This window comes from Actinokineospora globicatena, assembly GCF_024171945.1.
Taxonomy (GTDB): Bacteria; Actinomycetota; Actinomycetes; order Mycobacteriales; family Pseudonocardiaceae; genus Actinokineospora; species Actinokineospora globicatena.
This window is the reverse complement of sequence record NZ_JAMTCR010000002.1, coordinates 829,750-844,986: the sequence shown is the minus strand read 5'-3', so window position 1 is coordinate 844,986 and position 15,237 is coordinate 829,750. Positions and strand designations below refer to the sequence as shown.

Annotated in this window: 16 protein-coding genes; 8 read left to right on the top strand and 8 right to left on the bottom strand. The window is 70.1% G+C overall.

Translation table 11 applies throughout. The features are described from left to right. Positions 1-67 precede the first annotated feature (67 nt). Entirely contained in the window at positions 68-490 is a 423-nt protein-coding gene (locus tag LV79_RS03980; protein WP_253832142.1) for a GtrA family protein, read from the top strand. Here the strand turns inward: LV79_RS03980 and LV79_RS03975 are convergent, their stop codons facing one another. Beyond that, a complete protein-coding gene (locus LV79_RS03975) occupies positions 491-769 on the bottom strand; it encodes a hypothetical protein (RefSeq protein WP_253832140.1) in 279 nt (92 codons plus the stop codon). Positions 770-873: 104 nt separating this feature from the next. Between LV79_RS03975 and LV79_RS03970 the strand changes: the two genes are divergently transcribed. Further along, positions 874-1,380 carry a DUF6817 domain-containing protein gene (locus tag LV79_RS03970; protein ID WP_253832138.1) on the top strand — a complete coding sequence of 169 codons (507 nt, stop codon included), beginning with the start codon at positions 874-876 and terminating at the stop codon, positions 1,378-1,380. Here the strand turns inward: LV79_RS03970 and glfT1 are convergent. From glfT1 to wzm, 3 genes are read right to left on the bottom strand one after another with little or no spacing between them, the layout of a single operon-like run. Next, the gene (gene glfT1 / locus LV79_RS03965; protein WP_253832137.1) at positions 1,377-2,273 is read right to left on the bottom strand and encodes a galactofuranosyltransferase GlfT1; all 897 of its coding nucleotides are present in this window, start codon (positions 2,271-2,273) and stop codon (positions 1,377-1,379) included. The genes LV79_RS03970 and glfT1 overlap by 4 nt on opposite strands. Then, complete coding sequence (gene wzt / locus LV79_RS03960) at positions 2,273-3,073, bottom strand: galactan export ABC transporter ATP-binding subunit Wzt/RfbE (protein WP_253832135.1); 801 nt, start codon at positions 3,071-3,073, stop codon at positions 2,273-2,275. Before wzt ends, glfT1 begins: the two co-directional genes overlap by 1 nt. A gap of 16 nt (positions 3,074-3,089) precedes the next feature. Continuing rightward, positions 3,090-3,977: a galactan export ABC transporter permease subunit Wzm/RfbD gene (wzm, locus tag LV79_RS03955; protein WP_372495322.1), complete on the bottom strand. Its 888-nt coding sequence runs from the start codon at positions 3,975-3,977 to the stop codon at positions 3,090-3,092. Between the two features lie 140 nt (positions 3,978-4,117). Here wzm and LV79_RS03950 point away from each other — a divergent pair, with 140 nt between their 5' ends. Then, positions 4,118-5,155, top strand: coding sequence for an N-acetylneuraminate synthase family protein (locus LV79_RS03950; protein WP_285469809.1), 1,038 nt, complete (start codon positions 4,118-4,120; stop codon positions 5,153-5,155). Beyond that, positions 5,148-6,278, top strand: coding sequence for a UDP-N-acetylglucosamine 2-epimerase (gene neuC, locus LV79_RS03945; protein ID WP_253832131.1), 1,131 nt, complete (start codon positions 5,148-5,150; stop codon positions 6,276-6,278). The genes LV79_RS03950 and neuC overlap by 8 nt, the downstream gene beginning before the upstream one ends. Here the strand turns inward: neuC and LV79_RS03940 are convergent. Beyond that, positions 6,275-6,673, bottom strand: a complete 399-nt coding sequence (locus LV79_RS03940; protein WP_253832129.1) for a hypothetical protein — start codon at positions 6,671-6,673, stop codon at positions 6,275-6,277. The genes neuC and LV79_RS03940 overlap by 4 nt on opposite strands. Next, positions 6,670-7,317, bottom strand: coding sequence for a hypothetical protein (locus LV79_RS03935; RefSeq protein WP_253832127.1), 648 nt, complete (start codon positions 7,315-7,317; stop codon positions 6,670-6,672). Before LV79_RS03935 ends, LV79_RS03940 begins: the two co-directional genes overlap by 4 nt. Before the next feature lie 78 nt (positions 7,318-7,395). Between LV79_RS03935 and LV79_RS03930 the strand changes: the two genes are divergently transcribed. Next, positions 7,396-8,061: an acylneuraminate cytidylyltransferase family protein gene (locus tag LV79_RS03930; RefSeq protein ID WP_253832125.1), complete on the top strand. Its 666-nt coding sequence runs from the start codon at positions 7,396-7,398 to the stop codon at positions 8,059-8,061. A gap of 675 nt (positions 8,062-8,736) precedes the next feature. On the opposite strand, the gene LV79_RS03925 is transcribed toward LV79_RS03930, so the two are convergent. Then, entirely contained in the window at positions 8,737-9,270 is a 534-nt protein-coding gene (locus tag LV79_RS03925; protein ID WP_372495257.1) for a bacterial proteasome activator family protein, read from the bottom strand. 60 nt (positions 9,271-9,330) lie between these two features. On the opposite strand from LV79_RS03925, the gene LV79_RS03920 reads away from it, so the two are divergent. Continuing rightward, positions 9,331-10,533 carry a cysteine desulfurase-like protein gene (locus LV79_RS03920; protein WP_253832123.1) on the top strand — a complete coding sequence of 401 codons (1,203 nt, stop codon included), beginning with the start codon at positions 9,331-9,333 and terminating at the stop codon, positions 10,531-10,533. A gap of 91 nt (positions 10,534-10,624) precedes the next feature. Here LV79_RS03920 and LV79_RS03915 read toward each other — a convergent pair whose 3' ends face one another. Beyond that, the gene (locus LV79_RS03915; protein WP_253832121.1) at positions 10,625-11,587 is read right to left on the bottom strand and encodes an NAD(P)H-quinone oxidoreductase; all 963 of its coding nucleotides are present in this window, start codon (positions 11,585-11,587) and stop codon (positions 10,625-10,627) included. 158 nt (positions 11,588-11,745) lie between these two features. On the opposite strand from LV79_RS03915, the gene LV79_RS03910 reads away from it, so the two are divergent. Continuing rightward, positions 11,746-13,290 carry a M28 family metallopeptidase gene (locus LV79_RS03910; RefSeq protein WP_253832119.1) on the top strand — a complete coding sequence of 515 codons (1,545 nt, stop codon included), beginning with the start codon at positions 11,746-11,748 and terminating at the stop codon, positions 13,288-13,290. A gap of 237 nt (positions 13,291-13,527) precedes the next feature. Further along, positions 13,528-15,102 carry a M28 family metallopeptidase gene (locus tag LV79_RS03905; protein WP_253832117.1) on the top strand — a complete coding sequence of 525 codons (1,575 nt, stop codon included), beginning with the start codon at positions 13,528-13,530 and terminating at the stop codon, positions 15,100-15,102. The last annotated feature ends 135 nt before the right edge of the window (positions 15,103-15,237 follow it).

Below are 15,237 nucleotides of genomic sequence, written 5' to 3'. Positions count from 1 at the left end.
GTAGCCGGGCGGTCGCGCGCTCCTAGACTTGTCCCCGCGGTCGGGGCCGAACAGGGGACGTGACGAGATGGCCGAGGTCCGAGACGACGCCAAGCGGGCCGGGTTGCTGCGGCAACTCGTGCGGTTCGTGCTGGTCGGCGGCTTCTGCGCGCTGGTGGACTCCGGGGCCTACTGGCTGCTGCTGCAGGCGGGCCTGTGGGTGCACCTGGCCAAGGCGATCAGCTTCGTCCTGGGCACCACCACCGCCTACTTCCTCAACAAGCGGTTCACCTTCGCCGACGCCGCCGACCGGGGCGCCGGGCAGGCCGGTGGGTTCGCGCTGCTCTACACGGTGACCTTCTTCGTCAACGTGGGCACCAACGCGCTGATGCTGGCCGTGCTGCCGACCTTCCGCGGCGAGTACGCGGTGGCCTGGGTGATCGCCCAGGGCGTCGGCACCACGATCAACTTCGTGCTGCTGCGCACCGTCGTGTTCCGCGCGGGCCGCTAGTCACCCGGTCGTGGCGCCGAACCCGTGGCTGCGCTTGCTCGGCGTGCCGTAGACCTTCACGTGCGCGGGCAGGGTGTCGAGGTGGGCGCTGGCGACGTGCCCGAAGTTGACCGCCGCGGTGGTCCCGTCGGCCAGTTCGGGGGTGTCGACGCCGCCGGAGGCCATCAGCACCGGCAGCCTGCTCGTCAGGCTCTTGGCGCTGCGCTCGGACAGGGAGAAGATGAGGGGCTCCCCGCCGCTGGCCAGGTGCAGGATGAGGGCGTGCCGCTGTTCGCTCATGCGCCGACTCCACCACGGGAACCGTTGCCCGGCAAGGGAAGTTCACCGGTAGCGGATCTGCTGAGAGCGGACAGGGCCTGGTCGGGGCGCGTAGCCTGCCGAACATGATCGAGGAGTTCCTGGCGGCGCGGGGCGCCGGTGAGCTGGCGCACCCCGGCGGCACGCTGCTCGCCCACCTCGGCCGCACCCGCGACGCCCTCGCCGCGTGGGGCGCTCGCCCGGCACTGCAGGTCGCGGGCCTGGCCCACGCCGCGTACGGCACCGACGGCTTCCCGCACCCGCTGCTCTCCCCGCACGAACGCCCGGTCCTCGTCGACTTCATCGGCGTGGAGGCGGAGGCGGTCGTCTACGCGTACTGCGCCCTCGACCGCGAGTTCAGCTACCCGCGCCTGCTGACCGGCGTGGTCCGCGACCGCTTCACCGGCGCGTCCACCCAGGTCGACAACGGCCTCTTGCGCGACATCGTCGAACTCACCTACGCCAACGAACTCGACGTCATGACCCAGAGCCCGCTGCTGCGCCGTCGCCACGCCGCTGAACTCCGGCTCCGGCTCGGATCGTGGTCCGCGTACGCGAGCCTCCCAGCGGTAGAGGCCCTGGAACGGCTCTAGTGCCGGAAGAAGCGCTCTTGCTGACCCCGGCGCACGAGCTTGAGCCACTCGTAGAACGCCTTCGGGTCGCGCTTGGTGCCGAGGAAGTAGAGGCCGAAGCGGAAGACCTCCAGCATGCCCAGCTTGCGCATGCCCGGCTGCGACAGCAGGTAGCCCCGGTTCCGGTAGGTGTAGTACCGCTTCACCGCGTTGTCCGGGTCCTGCGCGTGCAGCTTGCCGCCGAGCATGGGCTTGAACTCGTCGCTGCCGTCGGGGTGCAGGTAGGCGGCGCGCAGGCAGGTGCCGAACGGGAGGCCGGAGCGGACCAGGCGGCGGTGGATCTCGACCTCGTCGCCGCGGAAGAACAGCCGGTAGTCGGGGACGCCGACCACGTCGAGGGTGTCGGCGCGGAACAGCGCGCCGTTGAACAGCGAGGCGATGCCGGGCAGGAAGTCCTCGCCGAGCTGGTCGGCGTCGCGCTTCCAGGTCAGGCCGCGGCGCAGCGGGAAGGCCAGCTTCTCCGGGTGCTCGATGTTGGTGACCATCGGCGACACCTCGGCCAACCCGCGGCGCTCGGCCACGTCCAGCAGGGTCGCCAGCACGTTCTCGTCGGCGGGGCGGCCGTCGTCGTCGGCCAGCCACAGCCAGTCGGCGCCCATCGCCAGCGCCTGCAGCATGCCGAGCGCGAACCCGCCCGCGCCGCCGAGGTTGCGGTGCGAGGGCAGGTAGGTCGTGGGCAGCGGGCACGACTCGACAACGTCCTGCGCCGAGTCGTCCGGGCCGTTGTCCACCACGATCAGGTGGTCCGGCGGCCGGGTCTGCGCCGCGATCACCTTGAGGGAGTCGGACAGGAGCGCGCGCCGGTGCCTGGTGACCACGACGGCCACCACGGCACCCGGGGGCAACCGCCTCATCACTTCTCGCCGAGCCTCTCCAGCGTCTCCGCGCTCATGTACTCGAACGGGTCGCGGCCCTTGTAGGCCGTCAGCACCTCGCGCAGCGAACCGTGCATCCGCACGTGGCCGCCGTCCATCCAGATCGCCTTGTCGCACAGCTCGAACAGCAGCTCGTCGGAGTGCGAGGCGAACACCAGCATGCCGGACCGGCGCACCAGGTCGACCAGCCGGGTCCTGGCCTTGGCCATGAACTCCGCGTCGATCGCGCCGATGCCCTCGTCGAGCAGCAGGATCTCCGGGTCGATGGAGGTGACCACGCCCAGCGCCAACCGCACCCGCATGCCGGTGGAGTACGTGCGCAGCGGCATGGTGAGGAACCGGCCGAGCTCGCAGAAGTCGGCGATGTCGTCGACCCGCTCCTGCATCTGCTTGCGGGACATGCCCAGGAACATGCCGCGGATCAGGATGTTCTCCAGGCCGGAGATCTCCGGGTCCATGCCGACCGCGAGGTCGAAGACCGGCGCGATCTTGCCGCTGATCTCGGTCGTGCCCCTGGTCGGCTCGTAGATGCCCGACAGCAGCCGCAGCAGCGTCGACTTGCCAGCGCCGTTGTGCCCGACGAGGGCGACCCGGTCGCCCTCGCGCAGGCTCAGGGTGATGTCGTTGAGCGCCTCGATGATCGCGATCCCCGACTCGTCGGCGATCCGGCCGCCGACCTTGCCGCCCACCATGTTGATGACGGCCTTCTTCATCGACCGCGTCTTGGCGTCGAAGATCGGGAAGTCGACGTAGGCGTTGCGTACCTCGATGCCCACCATGTGCTTGTCGCCTCGCTCAGACCCAGTAGGAGACACGGGAACGGTAGTTGCGCATGGCCAGCAGGGCGAAGCCCCAGCCGACCACGGTGATCGCGCCGACCACCGCCCAGTGGTGCCAGCTCTGCGTGGTGCCGATCAGCGGCGCCCGCAGGATCTGGATGAAGTGGTAGAGCGGGTTGAGCTCGAGCACCAGGTGCTTCCAGTCGCCGGGGCCGAGCTTGGTGGTCAGGATGTCCACCGGCCAGACGATCGGGGTGATGTAGAACAGCAGCTGGGTGAGCGCGTTGATGACCTGCGGGATGTCGCGGTAGCGGGTGCTGATGATGCCGAACAGCAGCGTCACCCAGCCGCCGTTGAGCGCGAGCAGCGCGAAGGCCGGGATGGCCATCAGCACCGACCAGTTCAGCCCCGGCTGCGGCGCGCCACCGGGGGACAGCGTGTAGCCCGCGGTGGTGAGCGAGGTGAAGAACAGCGCGAGCACGACCACGTAGACCAGCAGGTTGTGCGCCAGCATCAGCGTCTGGCGCCACACCGTGCGCAGCGCGTAGACGGTCAGCGGCGCGGGCAGGTGCTTGATCAGGCCCTCGTTGGCCATGAAGGTGTCCGAGCCCTCGGACAGGCAGCCGATGATGAAGCCCCACACCACGAAACCGACGGTGAGGTACGGCAGGAAGGTGGTCACCTCGATGCCGAACAGCTGCGAGTAGAGGAAGCCGAGGCCCGCAGCGGTGACGCCCATGCTCATGGTGATCCACAACGGACCGATCACCGAGCGCCGGTACCGCTGCTTGATGTCCTGCCAGCCGAGGTGACCCCACAGCTCACGTGCCGCGATCCCGTCCCGGATGTCCTTCGCGGCGCGTGCCCAACTCCGCCCGGAGTGCACGACAGGTGTTCCCGGGATGTCTATCGCGCTTGTTACCTGCACGGGGGCGGAGCCTACCGGCGGTTCCCCCGGCGGTGTGTGGCCGGTCTTGACACCGCGCGGGTGCCGGTGGGCGGAGGTAGGATGGCCGTCGCCGACGATCCCGGGAGGCTCCACCCTTGGCCGAGTTGATGGTCGGCACCCGCCCCGTTGGACTCGCCCACCCGCCGCTGGTCATCGCCGAGATCGGCATCAACCACGAGGGTGACCCGGCCAAGGCGCACCGGATGGTGGACGACGCCGCCGACGCCGGGCTGGAGTGCGTCAAGTTCCAGACCCACGTGGTCGAGGACGAGATGGTCCCCAACGACGTGGTGCCCGGCAACGCCGACGAACCCATCTACGCGATGATGCGCCGCTGCGCGCTGCCCGCGTCGGTGGAGCGCGAGCTGAAGGCGCACGCGGAGGAACGGGGGATGCTCTTCCTGTCCACGCCGTTCTCCCGCGCCGCCGCCGACCGCCTCGCCGAGCTGGACGTGGCCGCGTACAAGATCGGTTCGGGGGAGTGCAACAACTACCCGCTGGTCGCGCACATCGCCGGGCTCGGTAAACCGGTGATCCTGTCCACTGGCATGAACGACATCGCGTCCATCACACCCGCCGCGGAGATCCTGCGCGCCGCGGGCGTCGGCTACGCGCTGCTGCACTGCACGTCGCTGTACCCGACCCCGCCGGAGCAGGTCCGGCTCGGCGCGCTGGCCGAGCTGGGCGACGCGTTCCCGGACGCGGTGCTCGGGTTGTCGGACCACACCACGTCGATCTACCCGTGTCTCGGCGCCGTCCCGCTGGGCGCGCGGGTGCTGGAGCGGCACTTCACGTCGGACCGGGGGTGGCCCGGCCCGGACATCCCGGTGTCGTCGACGCCAGCCGAGTTCGCCGAACTGGTGACGGGTTCCCGGCTCATCCACGCCGCACTCGGTGGCACGAAAGCCGTTCTGGCCGAAGAACAGCCGACCATTGACTTCGCCTACGCCAGCGTCGTGACGATCGCGCCGGTTGCCAAGGGGGAGGTGCTGACCCCGGCCAACCTGTGGGTCAAGCGCCCCGGCACCGGCGAGCTCCGCGCGGCGCACTACCCGGTGCTGCTCGGCCGTCGAGCCGTCCGGGACCTGCCGACCGACCACCAGCTGGCCCTGGCCGACATCGCGGATGACTGACCGTCGCCGCGAGGTGCTGTTCGTGACCGGCACCAGGGCGGATTTCGGCAAGCTGCGCGACGTCATGTTGGCCGTGCAGGCCAGCGCGCACCTCGCGGCCCGCGTCGTCGTCACCGGCATGCACCTGCTGCGCCGGTACGGCTACACCGTGCACGAGGTCGAACGCGTCGGCCTCCAGCGGCTGCACCTGATCCCCAACCAGGTCGAGGGCGAGCCGACCGCGCTCGTGCTCGCCAACACCGTCCAGGCGCTGGCCCGGCTCGTCTACGAGGAGCGCCCGGACGCCATCGTCGTGCAGGGCGACCGGGTCGAGGCGCTGGCCGCCGCGCTGGTCGGCTCCCTGCACAACGTCCGCGTCATCCACATCGAGGGCGGCGAGCTCTCCGGCGCGATCGACGACTCGGTCCGGCACTCGATCTCCAAGCACGCCCACGTCCACCTGGTCGCCAACGACCAGGCCCGCGCCCGGCTGGAGCAGATGGGCGAGGAGGCGCACCGGGTCTTCGTGGTCGGCAGCCCGGAGATCGACATCCTCACCTCGCCCGACCTGCCCGCGCTCGACGAGGTCCGGGCGCGCTACGACATCCCGTTCGACCGGTACGGGGTGCTGGTCGTGCACCCGGTCACCACCGAACCCGGGGCCAACGCCCGGCTGGCGGCGTCGGTGGTGGACGCCGTGCTCGCCTCCGCCGCCAACTGGGTGATCATCGACCCGAACAACGACGAGGGCTGCGCCGACATCCGGCTCCAGCTGGACCGGTGCGTCGGCGACCGGTTCGCCCGCCTGCCGTCGATGCGGTTCGAGCACTTCGTGACCCTGATGCGCAACGCACGCGTGGTGCTGGGGAACTCGTCGTCGGGCGTGCGCGAGGCGCCGGTGGTCGGGACGAGGTCGGTGAACGTGGGGACGCGCCAGCGGGGTCGGACCGAGGCGGAAGGGGTGGTGAACGTGGCCCCGGACGCCGCCGAGATCCGCGCCGCCGTCGACGCGGTGTGCGGGCAGCCCCGGTTGCCGGGGTTCCACGAGTTCGGCGCGCCGGGGGCCCGTGGGCGGATCATCGAGCTGTTCGAGGGCGACGCGCTGTGGGAGCCGTCGCTCTACAAGCGTTTCGTCGACCGCTAGTCGGGGTTCTCCAAGCGGGACAAGCGTTCCTCGTAGCGGGAGATGAGGCTGAGCCGCGCGCGGACCCTGGCGTGCTCCTCGCGGATCTCCCCGACCAGCGCCGCCATGGCGTTGACCGTCGGGTCGTCGGAGGTCCGCACCCCCGGGATCGGGTGTTCGACGGTCGCGAGCCGGGACTCGACGGCGGCCACCTGCGGCGCGATCCGGCGGTGCTCACTGCCCAGCCAGTCGAGCGACTCGGTGAGCCGGGTGACGCTGTGGGTCAGGTCGTCCAGCTTCGGGGTGAGCTCGGTGCGCAAGAGGTCGAGGTCGGTGCGCACCTCGGCAGCAGCGGCGGCCGCTTCACGTCTGGCCAGCGCGCGAACCCGGTGCCGGATTCTGTCGATCGGGTTCATCTCAGGATCTCGATTCTGCCCGTGGACTCCCAGCGCCGCAGCAGGTCCGCCTCGGCACCCAGGCGGTGCTCCGCGGTCACCGCGACGGGGGAGCCCCAGGCGTGCGGGAAGGTGGTCTGGTCCGGGTCGTCGACGATGGACGTGCCGGTCAGCAGGACCCTGGCGGTGGGGAACAGCTCGGTGGCCAGGTAGGTGGCCATGGTCCCGGTGGTCGACCAGGTCGGGGTCGCCGGGTCGAACCCGAGCAGCGCGTTGAGCGCGACGGTGAACCCGTGGTTGGGCACCGGCACGAACCCGAGGTCGGCGGGCCACCAGTCGGGGATCGCCTCCGGTTCCCAGTGCAACCGGCCCGGCTCGACCAGCAGGTACAGCCGCGACTTGTAGTCGGCGAAGGTGTGCGGGCTCGCGATCACGCCGCGGTGCAGCACCACCACGTCGGTCCTTGTCCCGAGGGCGGCGGGGTCGGTGGTGAAGCTGGTCATCCTGATCACCAGGTCCGCGGCGTCGACGGCGGCGGACCGGTCGGCGCTCGGGGGCATGGGCGCGTTGCCGACCACGGCGATGGTGCGCGGCGGTCGACCACGGGCATAGCTGCTGAGCAGTTCGGCGAGCTCGGCGGCCGAACGCGTGAGGAGAGTGTTCATCACCGGTGGGGGGTCGGAGTGCGTTGGGTTGATCAGCCTAGAGTGCTGGGCCGAACGCCGCACCGCGAGAGGGTCACCATGCGAGAGGTAGTCGCCGTCATCACCGCCCGAGGCGGCTCGAACGGCTTCCCCGGCAAGAACCTCGCCCTCTTCCGGGGTCGGCCCCTGGTCACCCACACGGTGTCGACCGCGCTGGAAACCCCTGGCATCGGCCGAGTCGTGGTGACCACCGACGACCCTGAGATCGCCTCCCACAGCACTGGCGCGCTCGTGGTTACGCGGCCCCCGGCCTTGTCCGGCCCCGAAAGCCGGTCGGTTGATGCTGTGCTGCACGTGGTGGCGGAACTCGGTGTCTCGGACGCGCTACTGGTGCTGCTGCAGCCGACAACGCCACTGCGCACCTCCGCCGACATCACGGAATGCCTGACCCTGCACGACAACCGCCCCACCGGCTCCGTCATCCAGATGACCACCGCCACCCACCACCCGTGGAAGTCCTGCATCCTCCACGACGGCCACATCACCCCCGCCCACGACTGGCCCGACCTCGAAGCCCCCCGCCAATCCCTCCCCCCACCCCTCCGCCCCACCGGCGGCATCTACCTCGTCAGCGCCGCAGACCTCACCACCCACCACCGCTTCTTCATCCCCGAAGTCCGAGCCCAACTGATCCCCGCCGACCGCGCCATAGACATCGACACCCCCGCCGATCTGGTTCGCGCCCACCTCTCAACCAGCACCTGATCCTCACCCGTGCTTGCTGGCTGTTCCTTTCCCCGCAAAAGCGCCCCGACCTGCGACTCTGCCTGGCTCGGCGCCCGCAATTTCCCTCTTATGGGTGACAGAAGTTATCCACATGTCGATCACCGCACCCCCCATTCCAAGATCGACTGTCGGTGGGCCCCGGTAGACTGGCCCAGGGACGCCCCCCGGAGAGGGTGGGGGCTGGGCAGGGGTTGCCTGCGCGCGCGGGCGCGAAGCGGCTCCGGTGGGGCGGGGGCAGCGAACTCGCCGTTTTCGGTCTTGGCCTAACCGCTTGTGTCCGAGGTCGCCGACCGCCTGCGGGCCCGCCTCTGGGGTTTGGGCCGCCGATCTGGCCCCTGCGCTCGGTTCGCCGATCTCCCGCCGGTACCGCGCAGCCCGCATCTTCCAATCCGCCGTCGGGTTGCCACCTGGCCATCAGCCAGTTGTCGCCCCGCTGGGGTCGTCACTGACTTGAGTCCACTATGGACACCAAGTTCCGCAATCCACCCCTAAATGATCACCCGCAACCCCACTTGCCCGCGCCCACTCATTCCCCTCAAGCGATCAAGCCCCCGACCAGGCGATCCTCACTCGTGCGGCAGGCTGCAAGTGGAGTGGTGAGAAAAGGCAGGAGGCCGACACCTGTGCGGGTGCCGGCCTCCGGGGGAGATCGAGTTACAGGTACTGGCCGGTCTCGCTGGTGCGCAGGTTCAGGCCGTCGTCCGCCTTGGTACCGGGGGGTAGGCCGCGGCGCATTTGTTCTAGTTGGACGCGGGCGGCCATCTGCTGGGCGAAGAGGGCGGTCTGGATGCCGTGGAAGAGGCCCTCGAGCCAGCCGACGAGTTGGGCCTGGGCGATGCGGAGTTCGGCGTCCGAGGGGGTGTGCTCCTCGGTGAACGGCAGGGAGAGGCGTTCGAGTTCCTCGCGGAGTTCGGGGGCGAGGCCGTCCTCGAGTTCGGCGATGGAGCGCTTGTGGATCTCGCGCAGCCGGGCGCGGCTGGCGTCGTCGAGCGGGGCCGCGCGGACCTCCTCGAGCAACTGCTTGATCATGGTGCCGATCCGCATGACCTTGGCCGGTTGCTCGACCATGTCGCCGACCGACTCGGCGTCGGGGTTGTCGGGGATCTTCGCGGTGCCGAGCGGGGAACCGTCGGGTCCGACCACCACCACGTGGTGCGCGTCGTCCGAGCCAGGGGTGGGTTGAGTCACGCGTTCGAGGGTAGTGCCCCACGCGGCGTCGGACCGGGGGGCTCTCGTACGGTGTGGCGCATGGCCTTCGACGTCGCACGCATTCGCGGGCTGTTCCCCGCGCTGGGTGACGGCTGGGTCCACCTCGACTCGCCTGCGGGGATGCAGGTGCCGGAGCAGGTGGCGACCGCGGTGTCCACGGCGTTGCGCGCCCCGGTGTCCGGTCCCGGCGGGGTTTTCCCGGCGTCGCAACGCGCGGAGGCGATCGGTGACGCCGCCCGGCGCGCGGTGGCCGACTTGGTCAACGCCGATCCCGCTGGCGTCGTGCTCGGTCCGAACACCGCGGTGCTGTTGGCCAGGCTCGCCGAAGCGCTCGGTGACGGCTGGTTGATCGGTGACGAGGTCGTGCTGTCCCGCCTCGACCACCAGGCCAACACCGCGCCGTGGTTGCGGGTCGCGCAGCGCGCCGGTGCGACGGTGCGGTGGGCGGAGATCGACATCGAGACCTGCGAGCTGCCCGCCTGGCAGTACGAGAACCTGGTGTCGCACCGCACGAAGGTCGTCGCCGTGACCTCCGCGTCCGGCGCGGTCGGCACCCGACCGGACCTCGGCCGGATCACCGAGTTGGCCCGCGCGCAGGACGCCGTGGTCGTGGTGGACGCCTCCGCGTCGGCGCCGTTCGTGCCGATCGACATCCAGGCCGCCGGGGTGGACGTCGTCGCCGTGTCCGCCAGCGCCTGGGGTGGACCCGCGGTGGCCGCCCTCGCCTTCGCCGACCCCGCGATGCTCGACCGGCTCCCGGCCAGTTCGCTCGACCCGCGCGCCGCCGGTCCGGAACGCCTCGAACTGGGCCAGCACGCCTACCCGTTGCTGGCGGGCTTGGTCGCCTCCGTCGACTACCTCGCCGAACTCGACGACGCCGCGACCGGCACCCGCCGCGAGCGCCTGCTCACCTCGCTCAGCTCAGCCAAGTCCTACCAGGCCGGCCTGCTCTCCCGCCTCATCGGCGACCTGCGCGGCCTGCGCCACATCATGGTCATCGGCGACGCCATGCGCCGAGTCCCCGCCCTCGCCTTCACCGTCGCCGACGTCAAGGCCCAGGACGCCGTCGTGCACCTGGCCGAACGCGGCATCTGCGCCTTCGCCGACGACACCCCCAGCGGCGTCTTCGCCACCCTCGGCGTCGGCGAGGTCGGCGGTGCCGTCCGCGTAGGCCTCGCCCACTACACCAACGCCGTCGAGGTAGACCAACTAGTCGAGGCCCTCGCCGAACTCCGCGCCTGATCTTCGCGCTAAGGGTGGATCGTGTGCGGCCGGAATGGCATTCACAGTTCGGTCCATTAACCACTCGACCGCACACGATCCGATTTCGTGCTCATGAGTCGACGGCGAGTACCAGCTTTCCGAACACGCCGCCCGCGTCCAGCATGCGATGTGCCTCGCCCGCTTCGGTGATCGGGAGGACGGCGTGCGTCACCGGGCGGACCCGGCCGTCGGCCACCATGGGCCACACCCGGGACACCACCTCCGCCACGATCGCCGCTTTCTCCGCGACCGGGCGGTACCGGAGGCTGTTCGCCGCGATGGTGGCGTTCTTGCGGAGCAGCACGCTGAGGTCGAGTTCGCCGATGGTGCCGCCCTGCATGCCGATCACCACGAGTCGGCCGCCGCGGTTGAGGGCGGTGATGTTGCGGCGCAGGTACTTCGCGCCCATGTTGTCCAGGATGACGTCCGCGCGCACTTCGTCCTCGAAGGCGGTCTCGCGGTAGTCGAGCGTGGTGTCGGCGCCCAGGTCGGCGCAGCGGCTGAGCCGTTCGGCTGAACCGGCGGTGACCGCGACGGTGGCGCCGAGTGCCTTGCCGACCTGGATGGCGTGCGTCCCGATGCCACCGGCGCCGCCGTGCACCAGCAGGGTTTCGCCCGCGGTGAGCCGACCGGTCTGGACCACGTTCGACCACACCGTGCACGCGACCTCCGGCAGCCCGGCCGCCTCGACGAGGTCCACTCCGGACGGTACGGGGAGCAGTTGCCCCGCGGGGACCACCACCTGCTCGGCGTAACCGCCGCCCGCCAGCAGCGCGCACACCCGGTCACCCACTTGCCACCCGCTGACACCGCTGCCCAGTTCGGTGACCACGCCGGAGCACTCCAGGCCGGGGACCTCGGTGGTGCCGGGCGGCGGTGCGTACAAGCCCTTGCGTTGCAACAGGTCCGCCCGGTTGACCGCGGAGGCCGCCACCCGGACCAGCACCTCGCCCTCGCCCGGTCGTGGATCCGGTACCCCGGTCCACCGCAACACCTCGGGGCCACCCGGTTCGCTGATCGTGATCGCGCGCATACGACAACGGTATCTCGCGTGTCCGACGGTCACAGTCCAACCTGAACTCTTGACCGGCGGCGATTTGCGAGTAAGAGTCACGCTCGCCGGATTGCGAGGGTCGGTCGGGGTTCCGTCATGAGCCGGCACTTTTCACCCCCACGAAGGGAAGTTTGCCCATGTCGTCCCCCAGGACATCGGTCCGCGCGGGTGCACTCCTGCTCGCCGCGTGCGCCGGGCTCGCGTTCGCGGCGGTGCCCGCCTCCGCTCAGCAGTTGCCGGACGGTCCCGCACTGGCGAAGAACCTGGCCAAGAAGGTCACCGCGAGCGGCATCAACCGGCACCTGATCGCCCTGCAGCGCATCGCCGACAAGAACGGCGGCAACCGCGCGGCGGGCACGAAGGGTTACGACCAGAGCCTGGACTACGTCGCGGGTCTGCTGCGCGGCGCGGGCTTCGAGGTCAGCACCCCGGCCTTCACCTACCCGGTGCAGATCACCGACGCCGCGTTCGCCGACGCGGGCGGCACCAAGGTCGACGCGTTCGCCATGCAGCTCTCGCCGCAGACCCCGGTCGGCGGTGTCACCGGCGCGCTGGTGGCCGTCCCGCAGGACGCCACCCCCGGCTGCGAGGCGACTGACTACACGGGCCTGGACGTCAAGGGCAAGGTCGCGCTCGTCCGCCGCGGCGCCTGCACCTTCAACCAGAAGCAGGCCAACGCGGCCGCCGCGGGCGCGATCGCGATCCTGGTCGCCAACAACGCCGACGGCCCGCTGCAGGGCGTGACCGTCGGTGAGGGCGCGACCATCCCGACCGGTGGCATCAGCAAGGCCGACGGCGACACCCTGTTCGGCAAGAACGGTGTGTCGACCACCGTGGACCTGCGCTTCCACACCGAGGACAAGCCGTCGCGCAACCTGATCGCGGAGACCAAGACCGGCCGCAAGAACAACGTGGTCATGGTCGGCTCGCACCTGGACAGCGTCGACGAGGGCCCCGGCATCAACGACAACGGCACCGGCAGCGCCGCGCTGCTGGAGACCGCGCTGCAGCTGGGCGCCTCGCCCAAGGTCAGCAACGCCGTGCGCTTCGCCTGGTGGGGTGCTGAGGAGCTTGGCCTGGTCGGTTCGACCAAGTACGTGCAGTCGCTGACCTTCGAGCAGCAGCTCGACATCGCGCTGTACCTGAACTTCGACATGATCGCGTCGCCGAACTCGGGCTACTTCGTCTACGACGGTGACAACTCCGACGGTGTCGGCGCTGGCGAGGGCCCGTACGGCTCCTCCCAGATCGAGGCGGCGCTCGCGGGCTTCCTCAACGAGACCGGTACCCCGACCGAGGGCACCGACTTCGACGGTCGTTCCGACTACGGTGAGTTCATCGCCAACGGCATCCCGGCCGGTGGCATCTTCACCGGCGCCGAGGGCGTCAAGACCGCCGCGCAGGCCGAGAAGTGGGGCGGCACCGCTGGTGTCGCGTACGACAAGTGCTACCACTCCAAGTGCGACAACCTGGGCAACATCGACCGCGTCGCGCTCGACCGCAACGCCGACGCCATCGCCTGGGTGACCGCGTCCTACGCGATCAGCACCGAGGACATCAACGGCGTCCCGCCGAAGAACAACGTCGCGAAGGCCGCCAAGGCCGCCGCCCGCAAGTCGCTCATCGCGGGTCAGGCCAAGAAGGGCAAGGCCGCGAAGGCATCACACGCCGCTGTCCGGTAGAAATCGTTATCTGCCAGCACTACGGCATTAGGAGTAACGGGAGGCCCCGTGGCGACCACGCCACGGGGCCTTTCCGCAGTAGTGGGACGATCGGTACCCGAAGGCAGGCCAACTTGGCAATGGACAGCTCTTGACCAGGTCGCTTCTCCGGGCGAGGGTGGGCCAACGCCGGAACACGGACCGCGTCGGGGCGGTCACGGTTCGCGGTAGCACCCACCCGTGAACGAGGGGACCTGCATGCGCAAGAGTCAGACGCTACGGGTCGGAGCCGCCATCCTCGCGGCCACCGGCGCGTTGGCGTTCACCACCATCCCGTCCTCGGCGGCGCCATCAGCTGCCGCCGAACTCCCCGACGGCCCCGCGCTCGCGCGGAACCTCGCGAAGAAGGTGACCGGGGCGGGGGTCAACCGGCACCTGATCGCCCTGCAGCGCATCGCCGACAAGAACGGTGGCAACCGCGCGGCGGGCACGCCCGGTCACCGGCAGTCCGCTGAGTACGTCGAGTCCCAGCTCGTCGCCGCGGGCTTCGACGTCTCCCGGCACGAGTTCCCGTTCACCTTCACCCAGACGCTGGCCGAGAAGCTGACCGTCGCCGGTGCCGCGGTGCCGATCTCGATCATGACCTACAGCCTGTCGACGCCGACCGGTGGCATCACCGCGCCGCTGGCCGTCGTCCCGGTCGACGCGACCCCCGGCTGCGAGGTCACCGACTTCACCGGGGTCACCGGCAAGATCGCGCTGATCCAGCGCGGCGCCTGCCCGTTCGCCGACAAGCAGGCCAACGCGTTCGCCGCGGGCGCGGTCGGCGCGATCATCTACAACAACGTCGACGGTCCGCTCGCGGGCACGCTGAGCGACCCGGCCGCGGCGAAGCTGCCCACCGGCGGCGTCAGCAAGGTCGACGGCGAGCGCCTGGCCGCCTCCTCCAACGGCGCCTCGGTGACCCTGGAGCTGCGCGCGCTGCGCGAGGAGCGCACCACCTACAACGTGGTCGCGCAGACCAAGACCGGTCGCAAGAACAACGTCGTGTTCGCGGGCGCCCACCTCGACAGCGTCGTCGCGGGTCCCGGCATCAACGACAACGGTTCCGGCAGCGCGGGTCTGCTGGAGACCGCCATCCAGCTGGGCGGCTCGCCGAAGGTCAACAACGCGGTCCGCTTCGCCTGGTGGAGCGCCGAGGAGCTCGGCCTGGTCGGCTCGAAGAAGTACGTGCAGTCGCTGACCTTCGAGCAGCAGCTCGACATCGCGCTGTACCTCAACTTCGACATGATCGCCTCGCCGAACACCGGCTACTTCGTCTACGACGGTGACAACTCCGACGGTGTCGGCGCTGGCGAGGGCCCGTACGGCTCGGCCCAGATCGAGGCCGCGTTCCACTCGTTCCTCAACACCACCGGCACCCCGACCGAGGGCACCGACTTCACCGGCCGCTCGGACTACGGCGAGTTCATCGCCAACGGCATCCCCGCTGGTGGCCTGTTCACCGGCGCCGAGCAGCTCAAGACCCAGGCCCAGGCCGACAAGTGGGGCGGCGTCGCAGGTATCGCCTACGACAAGAACTACCACGGCAAGGGCGACAACCTCGGCAACATCGACCGCGTCGCGCTCGACCGCAACTCCGACGCGATCGCCTGGGTGACCGCGTCCTACGCGATCAGCACCGAGGACATCAACGGCGTCCCGCCGCGCGCCGCCCGCGCCCAGGCCCGCGTCGCCGCCAAGTCCAAGGCCCGCGCCCAGCTCGTCCACGAGGACGAGGTGGCCGAGGCGCACGGGGCAGGCTGCATCCACGTGAACGAACTCGCCATCTGATCCACTACCGCGCAAAGCCCCGCCGTTGCACAACGGCGGGGCTTTGTGATTCAAGCGGCAATTGCCGGTCCGGATGCTTGACAGCCCCGCCGGGTCGGCTATTTTGACGCCGCACGATTTACTTAACTGGGGGCT

Excerpts from the sequence above, each read along its gene's own strand:
- LV79_RS03930 (WP_253832125.1), top strand. The coding sequence starts at position 7,396 with ATGCGAGAGGTAGTCGCCGTCATCACCGCCCGAGGCGGCTCGAACGGC.
- wzt (WP_253832135.1), bottom strand. The coding sequence starts at position 3,073 with ATGGTGGGCATCGAGGTACGCAACGCCTACGTCGACTTCCCGATCTTC.
- LV79_RS03970 (WP_253832138.1), top strand. The coding sequence starts at position 874 with ATGATCGAGGAGTTCCTGGCGGCGCGGGGCGCCGGTGAGCTGGCGCAC.
- LV79_RS03935 (WP_253832127.1), bottom strand. The coding sequence starts at position 7,317 with ATGAACACTCTCCTCACGCGTTCGGCCGCCGAGCTCGCCGAACTGCTC.
- LV79_RS03940 (WP_253832129.1), bottom strand. The coding sequence starts at position 6,673 with ATGAACCCGATCGACAGAATCCGGCACCGGGTTCGCGCGCTGGCCAGA.
- LV79_RS03910 (WP_253832119.1), top strand. The coding sequence starts at position 11,746 with ATGTCGTCCCCCAGGACATCGGTCCGCGCGGGTGCACTCCTGCTCGCC.
- LV79_RS03920 (WP_253832123.1), top strand. The coding sequence starts at position 9,331 with ATGGCCTTCGACGTCGCACGCATTCGCGGGCTGTTCCCCGCGCTGGGT.
- glfT1 (WP_253832137.1), bottom strand. The coding sequence starts at position 2,273 with ATGAGGCGGTTGCCCCCGGGTGCCGTGGTGGCCGTCGTGGTCACCAGG.
- LV79_RS03980 (WP_253832142.1), top strand. The coding sequence starts at position 68 with ATGGCCGAGGTCCGAGACGACGCCAAGCGGGCCGGGTTGCTGCGGCAA.
- LV79_RS03915 (WP_253832121.1), bottom strand. The coding sequence starts at position 11,587 with ATGCGCGCGATCACGATCAGCGAACCGGGTGGCCCCGAGGTGTTGCGG.
- LV79_RS03905 (WP_253832117.1), top strand. The coding sequence starts at position 13,528 with ATGCGCAAGAGTCAGACGCTACGGGTCGGAGCCGCCATCCTCGCGGCC.
- LV79_RS03975 (WP_253832140.1), bottom strand. The coding sequence starts at position 769 with ATGAGCGAACAGCGGCACGCCCTCATCCTGCACCTGGCCAGCGGCGGG.
- neuC (WP_253832131.1), top strand. The coding sequence starts at position 5,148 with ATGACTGACCGTCGCCGCGAGGTGCTGTTCGTGACCGGCACCAGGGCG.